At 68.4% G+C, this 20,720-nt stretch carries 22 protein-coding genes; 9 read left to right on the top strand and 13 right to left on the bottom strand.

From position 1 onward, the window contains the following. The first annotated feature begins 5 nt into the window (after positions 1–5). The 3 genes from NG1_RS17225 to NG1_RS17215 are packed head-to-tail and all read left to right on the top strand — an operon-like array spanning position 6 to position 2,904. The gene (locus tag NG1_RS17225; RefSeq protein WP_062972038.1) at positions 6–920 is read left to right on the top strand and encodes an SCO2523 family variant P-loop protein; all 915 of its coding nucleotides are present in this window, start codon (positions 6–8) and stop codon (positions 918–920) included. After that, positions 921–1,931, top strand: a complete 1,011-nt coding sequence (locus NG1_RS17220) for an SCO2522 family protein (protein WP_062972036.1) — start codon at positions 921–923, stop codon at positions 1,929–1,931. It abuts the gene before it with no gap. Position 1,932: 1 nt separating this feature from the next. Further along, the gene (locus NG1_RS17215; RefSeq protein WP_062972035.1) at positions 1,933–2,904 is read left to right on the top strand and encodes an SCO2521 family protein; all 972 of its coding nucleotides are present in this window, start codon (positions 1,933–1,935) and stop codon (positions 2,902–2,904) included. A 12-nt stretch (positions 2,905–2,916) separates the two neighbouring features. On the opposite strand, the gene NG1_RS17210 is transcribed toward NG1_RS17215, so the two are convergent. Together NG1_RS17210 and NG1_RS17205 are read right to left on the bottom strand one after the other, a co-directional pair. Further along, complete coding sequence (locus NG1_RS17210; RefSeq protein WP_062972034.1) at positions 2,917–3,738, bottom strand: hypothetical protein; 822 nt, start codon at positions 3,736–3,738, stop codon at positions 2,917–2,919. 1 nt (position 3,739) lies between these two features. Further along, positions 3,740–4,216, bottom strand: coding sequence for a GNAT family N-acetyltransferase (locus tag NG1_RS17205; protein ID WP_062972032.1), 477 nt, complete (start codon positions 4,214–4,216; stop codon positions 3,740–3,742). Positions 4,217–4,674: 458 nt separating this feature from the next. Here NG1_RS17205 and NG1_RS17200 point away from each other — a divergent pair, with 458 nt between their 5' ends. Then, a complete protein-coding gene (locus NG1_RS17200) occupies positions 4,675–5,427 on the top strand; it encodes a maleylpyruvate isomerase family mycothiol-dependent enzyme (protein WP_062972030.1) in 753 nt (250 codons plus the stop codon). Positions 5,428–5,517: 90 nt separating this feature from the next. On the opposite strand, the gene NG1_RS17195 is transcribed toward NG1_RS17200, so the two are convergent. From NG1_RS17195 to NG1_RS17185, 3 genes are all read right to left on the bottom strand, one after another. Next, positions 5,518–6,375, bottom strand: coding sequence for a 3-hydroxyacyl-CoA dehydrogenase (locus NG1_RS17195; protein WP_062972029.1), 858 nt, complete (start codon positions 6,373–6,375; stop codon positions 5,518–5,520). Further along, a complete protein-coding gene (locus tag NG1_RS17190; protein WP_062972028.1) occupies positions 6,372–7,031 on the bottom strand; it encodes a TetR/AcrR family transcriptional regulator in 660 nt (219 codons plus the stop codon). Before NG1_RS17190 ends, NG1_RS17195 begins: the two co-directional genes overlap by 4 nt. A gap of 443 nt (positions 7,032–7,474) precedes the next feature. Further along, entirely contained in the window at positions 7,475–8,239 is a 765-nt protein-coding gene (locus NG1_RS17185; protein WP_062972026.1) for an SDR family NAD(P)-dependent oxidoreductase, read from the bottom strand. A gap of 121 nt (positions 8,240–8,360) precedes the next feature. On the opposite strand from NG1_RS17185, the gene NG1_RS17180 reads away from it, so the two are divergent. Beyond that, positions 8,361–9,506 (top strand): thiolase family protein, encoded by a 1,146-nt coding sequence (locus NG1_RS17180; protein WP_062972025.1) that lies wholly within the window; start codon positions 8,361–8,363, stop codon positions 9,504–9,506. Positions 9,507–9,531: 25 nt separating this feature from the next. Beyond that, complete coding sequence (meaB, locus tag NG1_RS17175; protein WP_062972024.1) at positions 9,532–10,419, top strand: methylmalonyl Co-A mutase-associated GTPase MeaB; 888 nt, start codon at positions 9,532–9,534, stop codon at positions 10,417–10,419. An 8-nt stretch (positions 10,420–10,427) separates the two neighbouring features. Here the strand turns inward: meaB and NG1_RS17170 are convergent, their stop codons facing one another. Then, positions 10,428–11,234 (bottom strand): acyl-CoA thioesterase, encoded by an 807-nt coding sequence (locus NG1_RS17170; RefSeq protein WP_062972023.1) that lies wholly within the window; start codon positions 11,232–11,234, stop codon positions 10,428–10,430. A 44-nt stretch (positions 11,235–11,278) separates the two neighbouring features. Then, positions 11,279–11,932: a TetR/AcrR family transcriptional regulator gene (locus NG1_RS17165; RefSeq protein WP_062972022.1), complete on the bottom strand. Its 654-nt coding sequence runs from the start codon at positions 11,930–11,932 to the stop codon at positions 11,279–11,281. Positions 11,933–12,206: 274 nt separating this feature from the next. On the opposite strand from NG1_RS17165, the gene NG1_RS17160 reads away from it, so the two are divergent. Further along, positions 12,207–12,992 carry an enoyl-CoA hydratase gene (locus tag NG1_RS17160; RefSeq protein ID WP_062972207.1) on the top strand — a complete coding sequence of 262 codons (786 nt, stop codon included), beginning with the start codon at positions 12,207–12,209 and terminating at the stop codon, positions 12,990–12,992. Between the two features lie 158 nt (positions 12,993–13,150). Further along, the gene (locus NG1_RS17155) at positions 13,151–13,654 is read left to right on the top strand and encodes an MTB12 C-terminal domain-containing protein (protein WP_062972020.1); all 504 of its coding nucleotides are present in this window, start codon (positions 13,151–13,153) and stop codon (positions 13,652–13,654) included. 69 nt (positions 13,655–13,723) lie between these two features. Here NG1_RS17155 and NG1_RS17150 read toward each other — a convergent pair whose 3' ends face one another. The 6 genes from NG1_RS17150 to NG1_RS17125 form a co-directional block, all read right to left on the bottom strand. After that, positions 13,724–14,467, bottom strand: coding sequence for an acyl-CoA dehydrogenase family protein (locus tag NG1_RS17150; RefSeq protein WP_157114099.1), 744 nt, complete (start codon positions 14,465–14,467; stop codon positions 13,724–13,726). 65 nt (positions 14,468–14,532) lie between these two features. Continuing rightward, positions 14,533–15,624, bottom strand: coding sequence for an acyl-CoA dehydrogenase family protein (locus NG1_RS17145; RefSeq protein ID WP_062972016.1), 1,092 nt, complete (start codon positions 15,622–15,624; stop codon positions 14,533–14,535). After that, positions 15,621–16,037: a nuclear transport factor 2 family protein gene (locus NG1_RS17140; protein ID WP_062972014.1), complete on the bottom strand. Its 417-nt coding sequence runs from the start codon at positions 16,035–16,037 to the stop codon at positions 15,621–15,623. The genes NG1_RS17145 and NG1_RS17140 overlap by 4 nt, the downstream gene beginning before the upstream one ends. Next, positions 16,024–17,241, bottom strand: a complete 1,218-nt coding sequence (locus NG1_RS17135) for a metal-dependent hydrolase family protein (protein WP_245659936.1) — start codon at positions 17,239–17,241, stop codon at positions 16,024–16,026. Before NG1_RS17135 ends, NG1_RS17140 begins: the two co-directional genes overlap by 14 nt. 3 nt (positions 17,242–17,244) lie before the next feature. After that, positions 17,245–17,610: a hypothetical protein gene (locus tag NG1_RS17130; protein WP_051175871.1), complete on the bottom strand. Its 366-nt coding sequence runs from the start codon at positions 17,608–17,610 to the stop codon at positions 17,245–17,247. Continuing rightward, complete coding sequence (locus NG1_RS17125; protein ID WP_062972012.1) at positions 17,594–18,862, bottom strand: aromatic ring-hydroxylating oxygenase subunit alpha; 1,269 nt, start codon at positions 18,860–18,862, stop codon at positions 17,594–17,596. Before NG1_RS17125 ends, NG1_RS17130 begins: the two co-directional genes overlap by 17 nt. Positions 18,863–19,352: 490 nt before the next feature. Between NG1_RS17125 and NG1_RS17120 the strand changes: the two genes are divergently transcribed. Then, complete coding sequence (locus NG1_RS17120; RefSeq protein WP_062972203.1) at positions 19,353–20,711, top strand: ABC transporter substrate-binding protein; 1,359 nt, start codon at positions 19,353–19,355, stop codon at positions 20,709–20,711. The last annotated feature ends 9 nt before the right edge of the window (positions 20,712–20,720 follow it).

The following is a 20,720-nucleotide window of genomic DNA, read 5'->3' as shown; positions in this document are numbered from 1 at the left end:
CAGGCATGCTGGTGTTCTCCACCTCCGACAAGGGCGGCACCGGACGCTCGGTGACCAGTTGCAACATCGCCTACCGGCTGTGTCTTTCCGGCCTCGACGTCGCCTACGCCGACTTCGACCTCGGCTCGCCCACCGCCGGTGCGCTGTTCGAGATCGGTGCGGCCGAACGCGGCGTGCCGCGCGGCGGCGTGCATTCCTACCTGCTCGGCGAGAGCGGAACCGTGGCCCGCGTCGATGTGGGCTCGGCGACCGATCGGCCGGACCTGCGCCGGATCGGTCCCAACTCCGGCCGGTTGGTGCTGCTGCCCGGCGACGAGGGCGGCGCGGAGTTCCTCACCGGTGACGACGCCGTGGTGGAGCGCTGCGCGGAACTGCTGGTGGCGCTGGATCAGGAGTTCCGCGTGGTGATCGTGGATCTCAGCGCGGGCCGGTCGGCCGCCCTGCAGATCGCTCTCCAGGCCACCGCGTCGCCGCAACTGCGCAGGCGCACCGCCCGCTGGTTGATCTTCCACCGCTGGACTCGCCAGCACATCGTGGCCGCCGCCGGTCTGGTGTACGGCCCGCACGGTCTGCTGAAGGCGGGCGCCGAATGCGGCCACGACCCGGAGGAGTTGCTCGGCTCGGTGCGTTATGTGCGCACCGCCGTGCCCGACTCCAACTGGGATGGGGTGGCCCAGCGCCCGGCGCAGGCGGCGTGGCTGCAAGAGCAGGACACCGCGTTGCGGCGGCTGGCCACCGCCAAACGGCTCGGCGCGACCGCGAAGCTCGGCGACACCCCGATGGAACCGGTGTTGCAGCGGCGCGAACAGCTCATCCTCGACGCCGACGTGAACGCCCAGATCGCCAACGCCGAGACCGCGCTGGCCTATGCCGAACTGGCTCGCCGACTGGTCGACATCGCCACGTGGGAGAGGCTGTAGATGCGGGATACACAGGGCTACAGCGAGGCGACCGAGCAGCCTCGGATCGCTTCGGTTCCGTTGTCGCACTTATCTATCGAGGTAGGGCACTTCTACCTCAACGAGATCACCTCCGATATCGAGCGGGTCACCGCGGAGTTCCGCCGCATCGTGCCCTTGGTGTCGGCCTTCATCGAGTCGGCCAAGGTGCAGTTCGGCCCGAACGCCCGCGTGAGCACCTGCTATCTGATCGACGACTACTTCCATCCCGACACCGATCCCTCCGCCATCCTCACCAAGCTGCTGGACGCCGCGGACGAATCCGGACTGGTCATCGACTACCTGGCGCGCGAGTCCGGCTGCTGGCGGGCCTCGAAGTTCGTCGAGGGTGTGGCGTTCGGTGAGCCGATTCCCGTGGCGGAGATGGTGGCCGCGCGTATCGTCGCCGAGCCCGCGCCGCCGAGTACCGGCCGCAGGCCGCCGACCGCGGAATCGGGCTGGCTGTGCAACGGACGCCGCTCCTCGGAGGACGAACACAATCAAGCCATGCGCCGGCGTACCTATCGGCCACCGGAGGAGTTCGGCCGCCGGGAGCATTCGATCTTCCTCGACGTGGAGTTGTGGAGCAGGCACGTCGTCGACGGGGTGACGGTCACTCGCTGGTCGTGCCCGTTCCTGGCCGCCGTCTGGCATCTGCTGCGGCTCGGCATGCTGCGCTATCACGGTGCCGCCGTGGCGGATCCGCAACCGTGGCGCCGCGAGGATCTCGCGCCACGGCGCTGGTCCGACCTGCCGCCGGTGGTACAGCTCAATCCGTCCGCGGCGCCGTTCGCCGCCTACAAGACGCTGTCGATGCTGCCCAAGCGGTACATCGGCATCGAGCACGCCGTGCGGCTGGTGCTCGACCACCTCGACCTCGACGACGACGTGGTCGAGCAGACCATCACCCGCGGTGCGGGCGAGGTGCCGCCGGTGCCGGTGCCGCGCAAGGTCAGCGATCGGCTCTCCCACCTGCTGCTCGACGGAGCTTGACATGGCCGCGACCACGCCTCTGGTCGTCCTCGGTGAAGTGCGCACCTGCCTGCTGCCGTCGTCGACCGCGCTGACCGGCGCGGAGGCCTGCGATCTGCTGGCGCTCATGCCGGGCTGCACGGTGCGCTGGCGGGAGCGGCCGGGCACGCTGGCGGTCTCGCCGACCACCGCGGTGGGCGTCGACTGTGATCTGGCCTTGGGCGAGCAGACCGCGCACATCGTCGGAACCGTGGCCACCAGCGCGGTCCTGTCCGGCGGACGCGTGCTGCAATCCACCGCGTGCACCAGGGTGGCGCGCGCGGCAGGCCGGCGCAGACAGACCTGGTCGCACTACCTCAGCCAGAAGGGGATGACCGAGGTCATCAGCCGCATTCCCGAAAGAGCCACCGCCGGTGCCGCTCTGGCCGAGGGGTTCCTCACCGGCCGCGCCGACGTCGACACACTGGATTTGGCCTCGATCAGCGAACGCCTGCTGACTCGACTGCGCGCCGACCCCAGGCTGGACCAGACGCCGCCGGCGCGGGCGGGAACCACTCGGCTGCGCTGGACGGCCCGGATCGGAGGCAGCGCGGGCCCCGCCGCCGCCCTGCACCTGGACGACGCCACCCTCCGCACCGTCCGGTTGATCGTGCGCGACGAGGCGGACCTGGATGATGCGCAACGGTTCTGTGAGGATCTGGCCGCGCACGACTGGCTGCTGACCGTCGTCACCGCCGCGCTGGCGGAGGCCCAGCGCTTCCCCTCGCACAGCCGGGAACGCACCGACATCCTGGCCCCGGTGCTCGAGGATCTCGCCGGGCTGTGGATGCCCGGAGCCCACACCCCGGCGTCGATGCGTGCGTTGTGGCGCGAGCTACAGGTCGATCCCGGATTGTCCCGTCAGTGGAACGCGCTGGTCGCCCAGCTACAGAACCGGATCGCCGTCGCGACACTGAACGCGTTGCGGCACAAGGAACTCGACACCGAATGGTAGCGACCGCTCCGGCTACATCCGGAACCATTTGCGCACCAGCAGCGCGAAGAACACCGACATCGATACCGTGCCCGCCCACGCTTCGACGGCGAACAGCGGCCGCGCGGCCGGGCGCAGATTCTCCGTGTCACCGGGGCCGAGTGGATTGATGAATCCGGTCACGCACGTGTAGACGGTGGCAGCCGGTGAGGAATCGCCGCTCAGCAGCAGAGCGGCGACGGTGAACAGCACCAGCTGCACGGCCACCCAGCCGAGCAGCCAGAACGGCCGGTAACCGTAGCCGCACAGGATGAAGGACAGTCGCCCCGGCCAGCGCCGTGGGCCCCGCGGCAGCGCGAGGGTGCTGGCCCGGGCCAACCGCAGACCGCAGCGGTCCTGTGCCTCGTCGTCCTCGTTCATCCGGTACAGCGCGGCCCCTCTCCGGTAGGCCAGCGCCGCGTGAGCGGGCAATCCGGCCGCCGAGAGTTGGGTACCCAGCCGTTCGTACTCCTCGGCCAGCATGGTGTTCTGCCGGCTGCTCAGCCGCAACGGACCACGGAATTCGACCTCGGCGGCCAGCAACGCCGCCGTGATCGCGCTCGGTACCCGCCAGTCCGCCTCGTCGGGCGCCGGTTGCCGCGCGGCCGCGTACAGGTGCCGGAAGACCAGCGAGTCGGAATGCCGCCGCGCGCTGGGCGGGTCGTAGTCGGCGAGGATCGCCTCGGCATGCGCGGTGAACCGCTCCAGCTCGGCCTGCTCGGGGCGCTCGCCCCGATCGATCTCGGCGGTGTATTCGTCCGCGCGCCTTGTGATCCGGGTCGAGACGGATGCGACGAAGGGCGAAATCTCCCCCATGTCACGAGTCTAGCGGGCGGCCCTTCAGCCGGTACTCGAAAACGTCTCGCGGCTCGCCCGGCCCGAAGTACCGGTCGTCGTGCTCGACGAATTCGAATCCCGCGCGCTGGAACAGGTTGCCGGCCAGCCGGTTGTCCGGCCGCACGGTCAGATACACCACCTCGGCGCCGATCTTCCGGCAGGTCTGCAAGGTGCGGGTCAGCAGGGCGTGGCCATACCCTTCGCCCTGGAACCTCTTGGCCACCGCGAACGTGAACAGCAATGCCCGGCCGGACTTCTCCAGCGTCAGCGCGTAACCGATCACGGCGCCCTCCACCTCGGCGACCAGCCATTCGGATCCGTGCAGGTCGAACAGCTGGCGCAGCATCAGGTACAGGTACGGCTCGGCGAACACCTCGGCCTCGATGGCCGCGATGTCCTCGATATCGGCGAAGCGGGCCTGCCGGTATTCCGGCTGAGGCGCTTTGGCGATGTTCATCCGCTCCCTACTGCCAGGGCATAGACCGTCCGCTTCCAGCTTAGAACACCCATTCGGCAGCGAATCGCCACGTAAGTGGGTTCATAGTGCGTAAGGTTACCGCAGGGCTTGCAGTCGCTGGATTATTGCTGGGCTCTGGGCTCTGGGCTCTGGGCTCTGGGTGCTGGGTGACAGCGGGTGTCGCGGGGTGTTCGGTAGGAGGGGATGAGGCTCACCGGTCAAGGTGACGAGTGCCTCGGTCACATCGGATCAACCTGTCGAGGGTGGCTCCTGACTCGTGCAGTCCAGCGCGGCCGCTGTCAGGCCACGGCTCCATCTTCGCGTCGCGGCCTTCGCGATCGCGAAGGCGATCTCGCGCGGGTAGCTGGGTCTCGAGTATCAGGTCGACCTCACGCACCCACGAATTTCCGGTGCCGAAGAGACCTGCGCGCAACTAGCCTCGTACCGTCACCACGGATCTGCATCGGGCGGCACTGATCACCGAAACCGACGCGCTCGCAGAACTTCTGCGTGAGGCTGATCCCGCAACCCCGATTCCCACCTGTCCCGGCTGGACACTGGCCGACCTCGCCACCCACGTCGGACGGGCCCAGCGATGGGCGGCGGCGATGATCACCGAACGATCCACCGAGGAACTCGACATCCGAGCAGTACCCGATGGAGCACGGCCCGCCGACCCGCAGGCAGCGGCACGATGGCTGTCGGAAGGCGCCCGGCTCGCCCTCGCCGCCGTCGACAGCACCGGCCCAGATGCCGAGATCTGGACCACTCTCGGAACGCCACGCCCGGTCCACTGGTGGATTCGCCGCCTCGCCCACGAGGCCGTCGCGCACCACGCCGACGCTCTACTGGCTCTCGGGCGACCGGTCTCGCTCGACCCCGCCGTGGCTGCCGATGCCATCAGCGAATGGCTCGACCTGCTGAGCGTCGGACTCACCCGCCGCGCCGAAACCGTCCTGGCCGCCGACACCACCTTGCACCTGCACGCCACCGACCCGGAACTCGGCCCCGACGGCGAGTGGATCATCCGCCCCTCCGGTCGCTCGATCACCTGGGAACACACCCACGCGAAGGCGACCGTCGCCGTGCGGGCACGCGCCTTCATCCTCCTGCTCGTCCTACTCGGACGCATTCGACCCGATGATCCCGGAGTCGAAATTCACGGTGAGCCGGGCATTCTGACCCGGTGGCTCGAACGAACCCCGTTCTGACCACGTCGAGCACACTGGCCCCGTCGATCTCGATGGACGGGACGCTGCGGAAGAGGTCCCACAGACTGTGGTGCTCGTCGCCCGCGCCGATCAGTACTTGTAGAAGCCCTCGCCGGTGGCGATCCCGAGCTTGCCCTTGTCGATGTAGTTCTCCTTCAACCACTGGGCCAGCCGCTGGGAGTCCTCGTCCTCGTTGTGGACGAGGATGTTGTAAGGCGTGGTCAGACCGATGATGTCGAGGATGCGGAACGGCCCGGCCGGGGCGCCGGTGCCGATCTGCCAGGTCTTGTCCACCGCCTCGGGATCGGCGTAGCCGCCCGCCGCCAAGCTCATGCCCGCGTTCAGCAGCGGTACCAGCAGCGAGTTCAGGACGTAACCGGCCTTCTCCTTGTGGATCTCGATCGGCACCATGCCGATCGCGGAGGCGAAGTCGACCACGGCCTGGTATACCTTCGGGTCGGTGTCGGTCGTGCCCATGATCTCGGCCGTGTTGAAGTGCCACACCTGATTGGCGAAGTGCAGCGCGAGGAACCGGTCCGGGCGGCCGGTGAAGTCCTTCATGGCGCTGGGCAGCAGGGTGGAGGAATTGGTGGCGAAGATGGCGCGCTCCGGAGCGACCTGGGAGAGCTGCTCGTAGGTCTGCTGCTTGATGCTCAGCACCTCGGGAATCGCCTCGATGACCAGGTCCGCGTCCTCCACCGCCTGCGCCAGATCGGAGGTCAGCGCGATACCGGCCGCCGTCTGCTCCGCCTTGCCGTCCCCGCCGCCGGGTACCTGCTCGCGGTAGACCGCCGCGAGCTTGTGAAATCGCTCCTCGGCTGCGGCCAGCGCCTTGTCGTCGATGTCGTAGGCCGTCACCTCGAAACCGCGGAAGGCGGTCTGAAAGGCGATCTGGGACCCGAGCACCCCGGTGCCCAGGACGGTCACCTTGCGAATGTCGATGGTCATTCGTTTCTCCTCTCGACTGTTGCGAAGAAGCCCGCGACGATCTGGGCGACCTGTGCCCGCAGATCAGCGCGGGCGTCGTGACCGGGATGCGCCCCGGTCGCGTGCCGGGCCAGCAGCAGATGCGCGGCGGCGAACAGGCTGCGCCCGGCCCATCGCGCCTGTTCGTCCAGATTCTCGGACTCGAGTCCCCGAGCGCGTGCGTCGGCCGCCATTCGCTCGGCCATCATGGTCTCCAGTCGGTCGACCAAGGCCAGGCCCTCGCGGCGGTACGTGTCAGCGGGCGATCCGAACAGCAACTCGCGCTGATATACGACGGTGTTTCCAGGATGGCGTTCACCGGCCTCCAGCAGCGGCCGGAGCATCGCGATCACCGCCGCCGCGGTATCCGCCTGCGCTCGAGCGGCTTCCGCGGCCTCGGCGAGGGCGGCCCGGAAGTCCTCGTTGTAGACCATCAGCAGCAGCTCACCCTTGGTAGCGGCGTACCGGAACAATGTCCCGGCGGCGATCTCGGCACGATCGGAAATCTGCTGCGTCGTGACACCTTCGAAGCCGCGTTCAGCGAACAGCGCCGATGCGGCCTCGAAGATGCGGGACTGCTTGTCATGGACCTTGCGGAGGCGCCGTCCGACCTGTGAGAACTCCGTCGATGCGAACATCCGAACACCTCCGGCCGACCAAAACTGAGTGGACTCATTTTCTAGCGTACTCACAGTAACCGAGCCCGCAACCTCGAGGACAAACCGGCGAAGGCCGCACCCGCTGGGAACCGACCGATCCGACGGCGTGGGAGTCCGGCTCAGCGCATCGCTACCCGGGTATGACGCGGCGGAGGCAAACAGCACATGCGGGACGTGCACGACTGCGAATCTCGCTGCGAAATCGCGGTCGGCGATCCGGCTCGACATCTATAGGTTTCCGCTGCGATAGCTAGGCATGGGAAGGATCGAGAGCACACTCCGTCACCGACCCGGGTCGGTGTAGAACCAGCGAAACCCGTTCCGCGGCGCAGCGGGCCGTCACGTGTCGCATCGACGACTCCGGGCGGCGATGCCGCGAAGTGGGCGGCCGAGGCAGTTCGGACTCGCCTGCGCGGCGGCGGTTATTTCGGCGGGAACCGCAAAGCGCCGTCGAGCCGGATGACTTCACCGTTGAGATAGTCGTTCTCGATGATGGCGGTCGCCAGCTTGGCGTACTCCTCCGAACGGCCCATACGCTTGGGGAACGGTACCTGCGGCCCCCAGTAGGCCTCCAATTGGTCGGCGGCCTTGCCGTAGGCGGGCGTGTTCACGGTGCCCGGGGCGATGGTCACCACGCGGATGCCCACCGGCGAGAGGTCGCGAGCGGCCACCAGGGTCATCCCGACCACGCCGCCCTTGGCCGCGGCGTAGGGAAGCTGACCGACCTGCCCCTCGAACGCGGCGATCGAGGCGGTGTTCACGATGACGCCGCGCCCGCCCTCCTCCTGCGGGTCGTTCTTCGCGATCGCGGCCGCGGTGAGACGCAGCACGTTGAACACGGCGGTCAGATAGAACTCGATGGTGGTGCGGAAACCGTCGAGGGGCAGTGGCGCGCCGTCCTTGCCGATCAGGCGGCCGCCTTTCGCGGGACCGCCGTGGGTGTCCACCGAGATGCGCAGCGGCCCGAGCGATTGCGCCTCCGCGATGGCGGCGAGGACGGAGTCCTCGTCGGTGGCGTCGGTGTGCACATAGCGGATTCCGAGCTCGTTCTCGAGCTGTTTGCCCTTGTCGTCGGCGACGTCCGCGACCACGACCTTCGCCCCGGCGGCGTGCAGGCGCCGCACGGTCGCCTCGCCCAGCCCTCCGGTCCCGCCGACGACGAGCGCGGAGCTTCCACTGATCTGCATGTCGTAATCCTATCTTGCAAGTCGTACTCTCATATTGAGAAAATAATATTCTCATGACTGTCGGCATGAGCACCGAAGAGTCGCCGCGCCGCAATCGCGTCGCCCGGAATGGAGGCCCCCAATGCCCGAAGCCGTCATCGTGTCCGCGCTGCGGACGCCCATCGGTACCGCACGGAAGGGAACGCTGCGCGACACCAACGCGTTCGATCTGGCTCACCACGTGGTCGGCGCGATCGCCGAGGGGCTCGACCCGGCCCGGATCGATGACGTCGTCCTGGGTGAGGGCCGTTACGGCGGCGGCGTGCTGGCCCGGCACGCGGCCGTGACCACGGGGCTGACCAGGGTGCCGGGCCTGGCCCAGAACCGGCATTGCGCGGCGGGAATGTCCGCGGTGCAGACCGCGGCGGCCGGGATTCGCTCCGGCATGGACGAACTCGTGATCGCGGGCGGGGTGAATTCCGAGTCCACCGCACCCAAAGCACGGTTCAGGGTCGGCGCGGACGAGTGGATCGATCCGTGGGTGTCGCCGAGCCACCCGGACCGCCCGGACGCCCCCGCGCTGGACATGTCCATCACCGTGGGCTGGAACGCCGCGGTCAAGGCGGGCATCTCCCGTGCCGAGATGGACGCCTGGGCCCTGCGCTCGCACCGCAACGCGATCGCCGCCATCGACGAGGGCCGGTTCAAAGAGGAGATCGTGCCCATCGAGACCCCGCACGGCCTGTTCGACACCGACGAGCATCCCCGGCGCGACACCAGCCCGGAGAAGCTGGCCTCGCTCAAAGTGCTGCATCCGGAGATCGAGGGCTTCTCGATCACCGCGGGCAACGCCTCCGGCGCCAACGACGGCGCCGCCGCGCTCGCCATCGCCAGCGATCGGCTGGGGCTGCCCGCGCTGGGTTACATCCGTGCCTGGTCGTCGGTGGGAGTCGATCCCGCCGATACCGGTCTGGCTCCGATCGAGGCGATCACCAAAGCGGTCTACCGGGCGGGGATCTCGCTGTCGGCGGTCGCGCTGATCGAGATCAACGAGGCCTTCGCCTCTGTCCCGATCGCGGCGATCCGCGCACTGGACCTCGATCCGGACAAGGTGAACGTCAGCGGGAGCGGCTGCTCGCTCGGGCACCCGGTGGCCGCCTCGGGAGCGCGCATGATCGTCACGCTGGTCCACGAATTGCGCCGTCGCGGTGGCGGTTTGGGAATCGCGGCGATGTGCGCGGGCGGTGGCATGGGCGCGGCCACCGTCATCGAGGTCCCCGCTCCGTGACCGCATCGCACTGCGGCGCGGCGGGATGGGCGTGAGCCTGGCGTCGGCGACCGTCGCCGAGTTGCTGGCCCTGGCGCGCGCCGGGTCGGCGCGGGCGACGGGCCGGTTGCTGAGCCTGGTCGAAGGGGACCGCCGGGAGGAGGTGCAAGCCGCACTCGAGCCGCGCGCGGTCCGGGTGATCGGCGTGACCGGCCCGCCCGGAGCGGGCAAGTCGACGACGATCACCGCGCTGGCCGGCGTCTACCGCGCGCGCGGGCTGCGGGTCGCGGTCCTGGCGGTCGATCCGTCCTCGCCGTACAGCGGGGGAGCGCTGCTGGGGGACCGGATCCGCATGGCGCAGCACATCGACGACCCCGGTGTGCTGATCCGGTCGCTGGCCACGCGCGGACACCTGGGCGGGCTGGCCGCCGCGGTTCCGGCCGCTATCCGGCTGCTCGCCGCGCTGCATTACGACGTCGTGCTGCTGGAGACGGTGGGGGTGGGGCAGTCGGAGATCGAGATCGCCGCGGTCGCGGATCCCACGCTGGTGATCCTGAATCCCGGTGCGGGCGACGCTGTCCAAGCCGCGAAGGCGGGCCTGCTGGAGGTGGCCGACCTGCTGGTGGTGAACAAGGCGGACCGGGAGGGCGCCGAACAGACCGTGCGTGATCTGCGGGCCGAATCCGACGTGCCGATCCTCACCTTGGTCGCCGCGCGCGGCGAGCGGGTCGCCGAATTGGCCGAGGCGATCGAGGCGCACCATCGCGCCGACAGCCCGGCGCGGCGCACGGCGCGGGCCCGCGCGCAGATCCTCTCACTGGCGCAGACGCGGTTGCGCGCACATGCCGAGCTGGACCGGCTGGCCGCCGCCGTCGCGGCGGGCGAATGCGACGCCTACCGCGCGGCCGAACAGTTGCTGCCCGCGCCGCGGTGACACCGTCGTCAGGTCTGGGGGATGCGCACCATGGCTTCTTGGGCGTAGGAGGCCACCAGCGTGCCGTCCTCGGTGAGGATGTCGCCGCGGCCGTAGGCGCGAGCCTGCGCGAGCAGCGGGCTGTGCTGGCGCAGCAGCAGCCATTCGTCGGTGCGGAAACGGCGATGGAACCAGAGGGTGTGCGAGGTGACGGCAGAGACGAACGCGGTGCCGTTGCCGCCCTGGGCGTATCCGTCCAGCGGCAGCAGCGCGGTGCCGATGAGCGTGAGGTCGGTCGCGTAGGCGGTCAGCGCGGGCGCCAGCGCCGGATCGACTTGCGGGGTGCGCATCCAGAACTCGAATTCCGGTGGGGCGGCGCCGAGATCGTCGAGGTCCACGCTCGCGCGAGTCTCCCAGGGCAGCAGGTCCCACTCCACCTTGTGCTCGGCGGACAGCAGCTCCGGCGGCGCCGCGACGGACTGCCGGTGCGGGCCCTGTTCCTCCGCGTGCAGGGAGACCGAGGCGGTCGCCACGACGCCGGTGGACTGTTCGGCGACCAACGACAGCGTGGCGAAGGAGCGGCCCGCGTGGTGGCGGTGCACCCGGTAGCGGATCGGCTCGTCGGTGCGGCCCTCGCGCGCGAACACCGTGTGCAGGGACTTGATCGACTTGTCCGGGATGCCCGCGGTGGCCGCCCGGACGAACTGGCCGAGCAATTGGCCGCCGAACACCCGGCTGTAGGGCAACCGCAGATTGCGGCCCTCGAACACATCGTCGCCGGAGGGTGTCGCGGACAAGTCGAGGCAGGAGACGAGATCACTCCACAGATCGGGCATGAGCCCGAGTGTAAGTCAAATTCTCCTTCAGGAGAATAGCGTTCTCAACCGCGAGCGAAACCGTGCGCGCAGAAGTTCCATACTTCGGACGCGGTGATCGGATGCTGCGTCTCGTCGTCGGAGGCTCCTGCGGACTGCGCGGTGAACATGACGGTCTGCATCACCATGGCCGCGGTCCGGCGGGAGTTGACCTCCGGCCGCAGCTGCCCGGCGTCCTTGGCCAGATCCATCAGTTCGGTGAACAGGGCCAGCATCGGCGCGTGCGCGACCTTCACGTGGTCGGGATGCGAAATCAGCAGCTGCGGTGCGAAATCGGTGAACAGCGGCCGCTGCGCCGCGGGGTCCGGCCTGCACAGCTCGAACAACAGCTCGACGGCCACCTGGAGCTTGTCCAGCGGGTCGGTCTGGCCGTCCGCGGCGGCGCGCAGCTGCTCGGACGTGCGGCTCATGGCGTCCTCGAACAATGCGAGCAGCAGCTCGTGTTTGCCGTCGAACTGCAGGTAGAAGCTGCGCAGGGATTGCCGGGAGCGGTCGACGACCTCCTGCACCGTGAAGTCGGTGCTGCCCTTCTCGGTGATGATCGCCTGAGCGGCGTCCAGGAACCGTTGCACGCGCTCCTCGGCGCGCAGCTTGGCGGTGCGGAGGGAGCGCTCGACGGCGCGCTGCTTCCAGGCCGGTTTCTCGCTCGGGCTGGTCACGGGCGCCTCGGTCCTCGGTCACATGAAGAGAACATGAATGCACTGTACCGGAGAACGGTGTGTCATCGGGTTCCTGGGTCATCGTGTCCGACCTCCTGACGAGACTACCCTTTCCGGTATCGAGAATGCTATTCTCGCAGCCATTCAGGCATCGGCGCGGGAAGGAGGCAGGCCGTGATGATCGTCGGACACCGCTCCGGCCGGCCCGGCCGCATTTCGGCGCGCCGTCGTGACCGGGCACGCGCCCGGCTTTCCCGGACTCGAGGAGCTCGTTTTGTACATTCGCTATGAGGTCGCGGACCGGATCGCCACCATCACCCTGGACCGGCCGGAGGCGGCCAACGCGCAGAACGGCGAACTGCTCGACCAGCTCGACGCCGCCTGGGTGCGCGCCGCGGAGGACGACGACGTCGCGGTCATCGTGCTGCGCGGTGAGGGCAAGCACTTCTCGGCGGGCCACGATCTGAAGGACAAATCGTGGCCGGACCCGAGCAAGATCACCCTCGACCGCATCTACGGGCTGGAGTCGCGCCGCTACCTGGAGTACTCGCTGCGCTGGCGCAACGTACCGAAACCGTCCATCGCGGCGGTGCAGGGCCGGTGCATCGCGGGTGGCCTGCTGCTGTGCTGGCCGTGCGATCTCATCGTGGCCGCCGACGACGCGCTGTTCTCCGACCCGGTGGTACTCATGGGTATCGGCGGCGTCGAATACCACGGCCACACCTGGGAACTCGGCGCGCGCAAGGCGAAGGAGATCCTGTTCACCGGCCGACCCGTGACCGCCGAAGAGGCGCGGCAGGTCGGCATGGTGAACAAGGTGGTGCCGCGCGCCGAGCTCGACCAGCAGACCAGGGAACTGGCCGCGCAGATCGCGACGATGCCCCCGTTCGGGCTGCGCCAGGCCAAGCGCGCGGTCAACCAGACACTGGATGTGCAGGGTTTCTACGCCGCGATCCAATCCGTGTTCGACGTGCACCAGACCGGTCACGGCAACGCGCTGAGCGTCAACGGATTCCCGATCCTGGTCCGGCTGGACGACATGAAGGCCAACATGCAGTAAGCCGGTTCTCCGGCTCCATCGTCTGCCGGAGCGTTCCGGCAGTATTCGCACGGCCCTTGCCGCCTCGAAAGGGACACCGTGTCCGTGCGATCCACCGGCGATCGGGCGCATACGCGTCCGGCGCCCTCGCTGTTCCCTTTTCCGAAAACGAGGATTCCATGCGCGATTCCATCCTTCGCAAGGCCGTGGCGTGTTGTGGCCTGGCCGTCGTCGCGGCCGCGGCATTGTCCGGCTGCGGCGACGACGACGAATCGACCGGCACCGCGTCCAGCACGTCGGTCGCCGCGGCGACCAGTGCGGCGCCCGCCCAGGCCGACGCGGCGACCACCAAGGCGATCACCGACGTGTACACCGGCTTCTTCAGCCCTTCGACCCCGCCGGACCAGAAGGCCGCGCTGGTACAGAAGGGCGATGTCTTCCTGCCGATCCTCCAGGCGCAGGCTGCCAACCCGCAGTCCCAGGGCACGTCGGTGACGGTCTCGGCGGTGAAGCTCGTGGACGCGAACAACGCCGATGTCACCTACACGCTGTTGATGGGCGGCAATCCGGTGCTGCCGAACCAGACGGGGCAGGCGGTCAAGGACGGCGGCCAGTGGAAGGTCGCCACCGCCACGTTCTGCGCGTTGATGACACTCCAGGGCGGTACATCGCCTGCTTGCTGATCGCCGCTGCGCACCGAAAGGCCCGGCACCGGAGTGGATTCCGGTGCCGGGCCTTTCCCGGTGCGCCGGCTACAACTGCGCCATCCGAGGAGCACGACCCGCGGTACGAATCTGCGCGCCCGCCTCGCGGATGAGTTCCCTTGTGCTGCCGAGCAGTCCGTCCAAGACCAAGGTGCGGCGGACGTGCCGGTGCAAGTCGTGCTCGGCGGTGAATCCGATGCCGCCGAGCACCTGCTGACAGTGCCGGGCGGCGGTGAGCGCGGCCTGGCCCGCTGCGGCCTTGCCCAGCAGTGCCCCGAGTTCGCCCTCGGCGGTGTCCAGCGCGGCCTCGGCGCCCTCGAGCGCGACGAGGGTTTCCGCGAGCCGGTGCCGGACCGCCTGGAACGAGGCGAGCGGGCGTCCGAACTGGGTGCGTTCCAGCGCATGCCCGCGGGCCAGCGTCAACATCGCTCGGCCGGTGCCGAGCAGCCACCACCCGAGTGCGCGCCGCCCGGCCGCGATGGCCTGCGCGGGTAGCTCGGTTCCGGCCGCCACGGTGCGCAGCGGCAGCTCCTCGTCGACGGCTGCGCCTGGCTCGCCGTCGCGCTCCCACACCACCCAGGCCTCACCCGCGAACGGCAGGGGAACCGGACCGGGATCCGCGTGTCCGGCCGCGTGCCGGACGACGTCGTCGAGGACCGCGGCGTGCGCGCCGGTCTCGCCGAGCAGCCGGAAGACGAGGGGGACAGCGAGTTCGGGCCACTCGGCGAGCAGGTCGGGCCAGCCCAGTGCGACCAGCGCCGTGTCGAGCTGCGGCCCGGTGGCGGCCGCCATGGTCTTGCGCAGCGTTTCGGTGAGCAGGGCGAGTTCGGCCCGGTCGAAGCCGGATTCGGCCACCGTCACTCCTTTCCCAGGTCCAGCAGGCGGCGGGCGATGATGTTGCGCTGGATCTCGGCGGTGCCGCCGTAGATCGTCGCCGCACGGGAGTAGAGGAACTCGGTGCGCCACGGCGAGTCGGTGAGTTCCACCGCACCAGGCAGCAGATCGCGCGCGGTGTCGAACAGCCGCTGCTCGGCGGTGGCCAGCAGCACCTTGTCGACCGACGTCTCCGCGCCCAGCCGTGCGCCGCCCGCCAGGCGCCGCTGCGTCGCGTGCGAGCGGCATCGCACCGTGTGCAGCGCCAGGTACGCGGCGCCGAGTTCGGCGTCGTCGGCGATCGTGGACTGTTCGAGCACCCGGTCCAGCCGGGTGAACAGATAGGCGATCCGGTGCCAGAAACAGGTCGAGCGCTCGTAGGGCAGCAGATCCATCGCCACTCGCCAGCCGTCGCCGGGCTTGCCCAGCATCCGCTCGCCCGGCACCGTCACGTCGTCGAAGAAGACCTCGGCGAACTCGTCCACGCCGTGCATGGTGCGCAACGGGCGGACGGTGATGCCGGGGGAGTCCATGTCCACGAAGAAGGCGGTGATGCCGTCGTGGCCGGGCCCGGTGCGGGTGAGCAGCACACAGCGAGCGGCGTACTGGGCCAGGCTGGTCCACACCTTCTGGCCGCTGACCACCCAGTCCGCACCCCGCGGCGTCGCCTTGGTGGTCAGCGAGGCCAGGTCGCTGCCCGATCCGGGCTCGGAGAATCCCTGGCACCACTGCTCGCGGCCGGACAGCAGCAGCGGCACCATCGCGGCGGCCAATTCGGCTCGCGCGTAGGAGATCACCGTCGGCGCGAGCACTTCGATCATCGAATAGATGCCCGGTTCGGCCAGGTCGCGCGAGGCGACCTCCTCGCCGAGCACCGCGCGCAGCGCGGCGGGCCCCCCGAGCCCGTGCACGGCGGCGGGCCAGCCGTAGCGCATCCAATCCGCGTCGTACAAGGCGCGTCGCACCCGCAGCAACTGTTCGACCTGGCCGTCGAGCGAGTGGTCGTTGCCGGGGGTGAGGTCGTTGTCATCCAGCCAGGCGCGCAGGTCCGACCGGAACGTGGCGACATCTCTCATGCTTTGGAACGCTCGAAGGCGTGCGGGATCCCCGAGTCGTGCTCGCCGTTGCGGCGGATGAACGTCATCGCGCGCGTCCGCAGCCGCCATCCGTCCGCGGTGCGTACGAGGGTGTCGGTGTAGTACCCGATGCGCATGTCGTGCGTGCTGTGCTCGACGAAGCACAGCGGCTGGGTGCCGGTGGCGGTATCGCCGTCGATGTCGAGAGCCGGTATGCCGGTGAGGAACAGGCCCTTCGGCGCGGCGGCGACCAGTTCCGGGAACAGATCCAGGGTGTAGGTGTCGCCGAAGGCGCTGTAGCTGCCGTCCGGCGTGAACACCGCGAGTAGGCCCTCGATGTCCCCCTTGGTGATGGTCACCGCGTACCGGGCCAGCACCTGCTGGATCTCCAGCAAGTCGTCACTTCTGGACATGAATTCTTCCGCCTTTCATCACGAAGCGCACGTCCCGGGTGATGGTGATGTCGCGCACCGGGTCGCCGGGAACGCCGATCACGTCGGCCAGCAACCCCTCCGCCAGCCGGCCGCGGTCCTGCACGCCGACCAGCTCGGCCGAGGCCACCGTGGCGGCGCGCAGCACGTCCAGCGGCGGCAATCCGCGCTCCACCAGCGCCACGAGCTCGTCGGCATTGCGGCCGTGCGGAATCGCGGGCGCGTCGGTGCCCACCGCGATCTTCACGCCCGCCTTGTAAGCGGCCAGCACGGAAGTGCGGGCCTTGGGGAACATCTCGGCCGCCTTCGCCTGGAGCGCGGGGTCGGCTTTCGAGACGTCCATGGCGTCGGCCAGCCGGGTGGTCGGTACCAGCCAGGTGCCGTGCTCCACCATCAGGTCGATCGCCTCGTCATCGATGAGGAAGCCGTGCTCGATGCAGTCGATGCCCGCGTGCACCGCGTGCTTCACCGCGTCGGCGCCGTGCGTGTGCGCGGCCACCTTGAGACCGCGCCGGTGCGCCTCGTCGACGATCGCGCGCAGCTCCTCGTCCGAATAATGTTGCGCCCCCGGCGCTCCGGTGAGCGACATGACCCCGCCGGAGACACAGATCTTGATCAGCTGCGCGCCGTGCTTGATCTGGTATCGCACCGCCTTGCGCACCTCGTCCACGCCATTGGCGATGCCCTCCTCGAGGGTGAGTTTCAGTACGTCGGGAGCGAAGGCGGAGAACATGGTCGGGTCGAGATGACCACCCGTGGGCGTGATCGCGTGCCCGGCGGGCACGATGCGCGGGCCTTCGATCCAGCCCGCGTCGATCGCCTTGCCCAGCGCCACGTCCAGCAGGTAGCCGCCGGTCTTCACGAACAGCCCGAGATTGCGGACGGTCGTGAAACCGGCGCGCAGCGTCCGGCGGGCATTGCCCACCGCGCGCAGCACGCGCAGTGCCGGATCGTCCTTGACGCTGGAGGCCAGACCGGTCTCCCCGCGGCCGCCCATGAGGAGGTTGACCTCCATGTCCATCAGACCCGGCAGCAGGACGAGGTCACCGAGATCGACGACCTCGCCCGTGACGGCGCCGCCGACACCGGCGATCCGGTCGTCCTCGATCCGCAGGATGCCGGGCCGGACGATCGAACCGGTGTCGAGGTCGAGCAGACCGGCGGCCTTCAAGGTCAGCGCCGCCACGGGTCAGACCACCGGCTCGCGGACGATATCCAGGTACGCGGCACCGGAATCCGGCACTCGCGGCTGCTTCCACACTTCGATCGGGAACGACACCATCACCAGCGACTGCAACAGGTGGAACAGGTTGCGAACCTCGTCGGGCAGGTCGTTCCAGTCGTACTTGTCGATGTAATCCATGGCGGGCTGCAGGCGCGGGAAGACGGTGTCGTACAACCGCTGCATCTCGTCCATGGAGGATGCCAGTCGTTTGGCGTAGCGTTCCGGCTCGGTGGCCAGGATCCAGTCCGAGAACGGTGCCAGGTCGGCGAACTCGGCGGGCAGCGGCGCGGTGTGCGCCCGGTCGGTGGGCTGGTCAGTGGGCGCGGCCATCGCGGTACTCCTCGACGATCTTCTGAGCGGTCTTGTGCAGGTGGCGGAGCAGGATCTCCTGGTCGTTGAGCGGGAACTCGGTGACCTCACGGGTAGCGATCATGGTCTGGGTCGCCTCCAGGGTGTTCGCGTCCTGCAGCGCGTATTCCTTGAAGGTCACCGCGGCCAGTTCCTGGGCCAGCCGCTCCCTGGCATTCGTGGCGGGCACGAAATACAGGCTCGCCTCGAAGATGTGCCGGTCCACCGCGGTCGGCCAGTAGTGGTAGGTCAGGTACCAGCCCGGCGCCCAGAACAGCAGGGAGAAATTCGGGAAGAACTCGAATTCGTCGACGCCCCAGGCGCGATGCTTGGCCGGGTTGATGCCCTGCGGCAGCGGCTCCAGGCCCTCGATGTCGGGGCGGTCCCACGGGCCGAACAGGCCGCTGCGCAATTCGCGCTCGATCGGCTTGACCATCGTCGGGTCCTTCGGCGGTGCCATCCCGCCCCAGGACGAGATCATCGAGTGCGGAGCCGCTATCTCGTAGTGCAGCGCTTCGTAACCGACGCCGTAGAGCTTGTCGGCCTCGTCCTTGACCGCTTGCTTCTGGTGCAGCACGGGTGCGTGATAGAACTCGGCGAACGCGTCGATGAACAGCTTCCAGTTGCTGCCGATTTCGGCCCGGTAGCTGAAGACCTCGGTCATCCGGTCGAACGGGTACCCCTCGAGACCCTTGGCCAGCGGACCCAGGTATTCGGTGAGCGGCTTGGCGTTGTCGTCGAGGTTGACGAAGATGAAGCCCTCCCACACCTCGCAGCGCACCGGCTTCAGACCGAACTTGTCCTTGTCCAGGTCGAAGAACTCCTTCTCCTGCTGGACGAAGGTGAGCTCGCCTTTGAGGCTGTAGCGCCACGCGTGGTACTTGCAGGTGAACTGGCGGCAAGTGCCCGCGGTTTCCTCGCCGGGGTAGTCGTCCCAGACGAGCTTGTTCCCGCGATGCCGGCAGATGTTGTGGAACGCCCGCACCGCGCCATCGTTGTCCTTGACGATGATCAGTGAGGTGCCGACGCAGGCCAGTTCCTTGGTGAAGTAGCTGCCGATCCGGGGCAGCCGGTTGATCCGGCCCACGTTGAGCCAGTTCTTGCGGAAGATCGCCTGACGCTCGTCCTCGTAGAAGGCGGGATCGATGGAGTCGGTGTAGTCCACCGGCTCGGTACCCAGCTCGGGATAGTTCTGCGTCCAGCTCCCGGCAGCGGGTTTGGTGAAGTGTGCCAAGGGATTACCTTTCGTGGTCCGGCGATGCGCCGGAGGTGTCGAATGCCGTGACCGGTGGGCCGTGCCGGCCGAGCGGCGACGGGGTTCCTCGGCTGTCACCGGGCGCATCCCGCATGACGGGTCGCCACCGGCCTTTCGTCAGCCGTTCCGGATGACATGCGCCTCCGTTCGTCCAAATGAGAATAGCATTCTCAAATTCAACTATTAGATTTCCATGTGGCTGCGCCACTGTCAACGCCGATCGTGTCAGCTCTTCCGGAGCGAGGCCGGTCAGCGCCTGGGCGTCCCGATCGCTACGGTTGACGACCTCGCTCTCCAAAGAGCAGATATTGATTATCCGAATCTGAGAAGATAGTTTCCCTGACAGCGAGTGTGCCCTCGGGGCACGTGCTGCTCATCGACGAGCGAGGGGCGAGATGCCGGCGACGGCCCGGACCGATCGGATGCCGGAGCAGCCCACGGAGGAGGAACTACGGTGAAACCGCAGCGAATGGTCGTTGCCGCGATGGCGGTCGCGCTCTTGGTGGCCGGCTGTGGCCGCGAGGGCGGTGGACGCGGAACCGATGAGGGTCCGGGCCAGGCCGCCTCCGGCAACTTCGGAGACCTGACCAGCGTCTGCCGGCCCGGAAACGCGAAAAGCGCGTCCGCGCAGGGCGTAACGGCCGGCGAGATCGAGGTCGGAGTCTTCTCCGACATAGGTTTCACGAAGAATCCCGACCTGGTCGACGCGGCGAAGGTGTTCACCTCCTGGTGTAACGCCGCCGGTGGCATCAACGGGCGCAAGCTGGTGACCAACCTGCGCGACACCAAGCTCATGGAGGTGCGCCAGCGCATGCTGGAGGCCTGCCGGGAGGACTTCGTCCTCGTCGGCGGAAGCGCCGCGCTGGACGGGCTCGGCGTGAAGGACCGGCTGTCGTGCCTGCTGCCGGAGTTCCCCGCCCAGGTGACCCAGACCGCGAACACCGGGTCCGACTTGCAAGTGGGCGGCGGCTCCTCGGCCTCCGAAGCGGTCAACCCGTACACCGGTTTCCAGGACTGGCTGATCAAGGAGGCCTACCCGAGTTCGGCCGGTGCGGTCGGGATGATCAACGGCGACTCGCCGATCACCAAGGTCATGGGCGAGAAGCTCACCGAATCACTGACCGCGAACGGCGCGAAGATCGTCTACAACGACCTCTATCCGCTCGCGGGCGTGTCGGACTGGACGCCGTACGCGCAGGCGATCAAGGCCAACAACGTCAAGGGCCTGATCTTCTTCGGGGAGTTCCGCTACCTGGCCAAATTGCAGGACGTGCTCACCAGCATGAACTACGAGCTGGACTGGATCGACGCCAACGCCAACTCCTACAACCAGTCGTTCCTCGACGTCACGAAGGGCTCCCTGGCCACCCAGAACAACTATGCCGATCTGAGCGGGACCGCACCGCTGGACGCGGCCGCGCAGGTGCCCGCGGTGCAGCAGCTGAAAGACCTGTTCGAGCAGTACGCGCCGAGCAGCGCGATCACCTTCCAGGTGCTGCGGGCCTTCCAGTCGTGGTTGCTGTTCGCCAAAGCGGCGACCAGCTGCGGTGACAACCTCACCCGCGCGTGCGTGTACGACACCGCGAGCAAGGAGACCGCGTGGACCGGCGGAGGCTTGCAGGCGCCGGTCGATCTGTCCCGGCCGCTGGCCGAGCAGACCCGGTGCTTCAACGTCCAGCAGGCCACGCCCGACGGCTGGAAGACCGCGGATTTCAAGCCGAACACCGGCGTATTCCGCTGCGGCTTCACCCCTTACAAGTACACCCGGGATTTCGGCAAGCCGCTGACCCTCGCCGATGTCGGCAAGAGCCGAAGCGACCTGAAGTGACGGAGCGTT

The sequence above is a fragment of the Nocardia gamkensis NBRC 108242 genome, from assembly GCF_001612985.1.
Lineage (GTDB): Bacteria > Actinomycetota > Actinomycetes > Mycobacteriales > Mycobacteriaceae > Nocardia > Nocardia gamkensis.
This window is presented reverse-complemented; position numbering and strand designations above follow the sequence as displayed.

What these genes read in the sequence shown, in the direction of transcription:
- NG1_RS17220 (WP_062972036.1), top strand. Translation starts at nt 921, where the DNA reads ATGCGGGATACACAGGGCTACAGCGAGGCGACCGAGCAGCCTCGGATC.
- NG1_RS17140 (WP_062972014.1), bottom strand. Translation starts at nt 16,037, where the DNA reads ATGTCCAGAAGTGACGACTTGCTGGAGATCCAGCAGGTGCTGGCCCGG.
- NG1_RS17185 (WP_062972026.1), bottom strand. Translation starts at nt 8,239, where the DNA reads ATGCAGATCAGTGGAAGCTCCGCGCTCGTCGTCGGCGGGACCGGAGGG.
- NG1_RS17170 (WP_062972023.1), bottom strand. Translation starts at nt 11,234, where the DNA reads ATGCCCGATCTGTGGAGTGATCTCGTCTCCTGCCTCGACTTGTCCGCG.
- meaB (WP_062972024.1), top strand. Translation starts at nt 9,532, where the DNA reads ATGGGCGTGAGCCTGGCGTCGGCGACCGTCGCCGAGTTGCTGGCCCTG.
- NG1_RS17215 (WP_062972035.1), top strand. Translation starts at nt 1,933, where the DNA reads ATGGCCGCGACCACGCCTCTGGTCGTCCTCGGTGAAGTGCGCACCTGC.
- NG1_RS17210 (WP_062972034.1), bottom strand. Translation starts at nt 3,738, where the DNA reads ATGGGGGAGATTTCGCCCTTCGTCGCATCCGTCTCGACCCGGATCACA.
- NG1_RS17150 (WP_157114099.1), bottom strand. Translation starts at nt 14,467, where the DNA reads ATGGCGGCCGCCACCGGGCCGCAGCTCGACACGGCGCTGGTCGCACTG.
- NG1_RS17180 (WP_062972025.1), top strand. Translation starts at nt 8,361, where the DNA reads ATGCCCGAAGCCGTCATCGTGTCCGCGCTGCGGACGCCCATCGGTACC.
- NG1_RS17120 (WP_062972203.1), top strand. Translation starts at nt 19,353, where the DNA reads ATGGTCGTTGCCGCGATGGCGGTCGCGCTCTTGGTGGCCGGCTGTGGC.
- NG1_RS17130 (WP_051175871.1), bottom strand. Translation starts at nt 17,610, where the DNA reads ATGGCCGCGCCCACTGACCAGCCCACCGACCGGGCGCACACCGCGCCG.
- NG1_RS17145 (WP_062972016.1), bottom strand. Translation starts at nt 15,624, where the DNA reads ATGAGAGATGTCGCCACGTTCCGGTCGGACCTGCGCGCCTGGCTGGAT.
- NG1_RS17155 (WP_062972020.1), top strand. Translation starts at nt 13,151, where the DNA reads ATGCGCGATTCCATCCTTCGCAAGGCCGTGGCGTGTTGTGGCCTGGCC.
- NG1_RS17190 (WP_062972028.1), bottom strand. Translation starts at nt 7,031, where the DNA reads ATGTTCGCATCGACGGAGTTCTCACAGGTCGGACGGCGCCTCCGCAAG.
- NG1_RS17225 (WP_062972038.1), top strand. Translation starts at nt 6, where the DNA reads ATGCTGGTGTTCTCCACCTCCGACAAGGGCGGCACCGGACGCTCGGTG.
- NG1_RS17205 (WP_062972032.1), bottom strand. Translation starts at nt 4,216, where the DNA reads ATGAACATCGCCAAAGCGCCTCAGCCGGAATACCGGCAGGCCCGCTTC.
- NG1_RS17195 (WP_062972029.1), bottom strand. Translation starts at nt 6,375, where the DNA reads ATGACCATCGACATTCGCAAGGTGACCGTCCTGGGCACCGGGGTGCTC.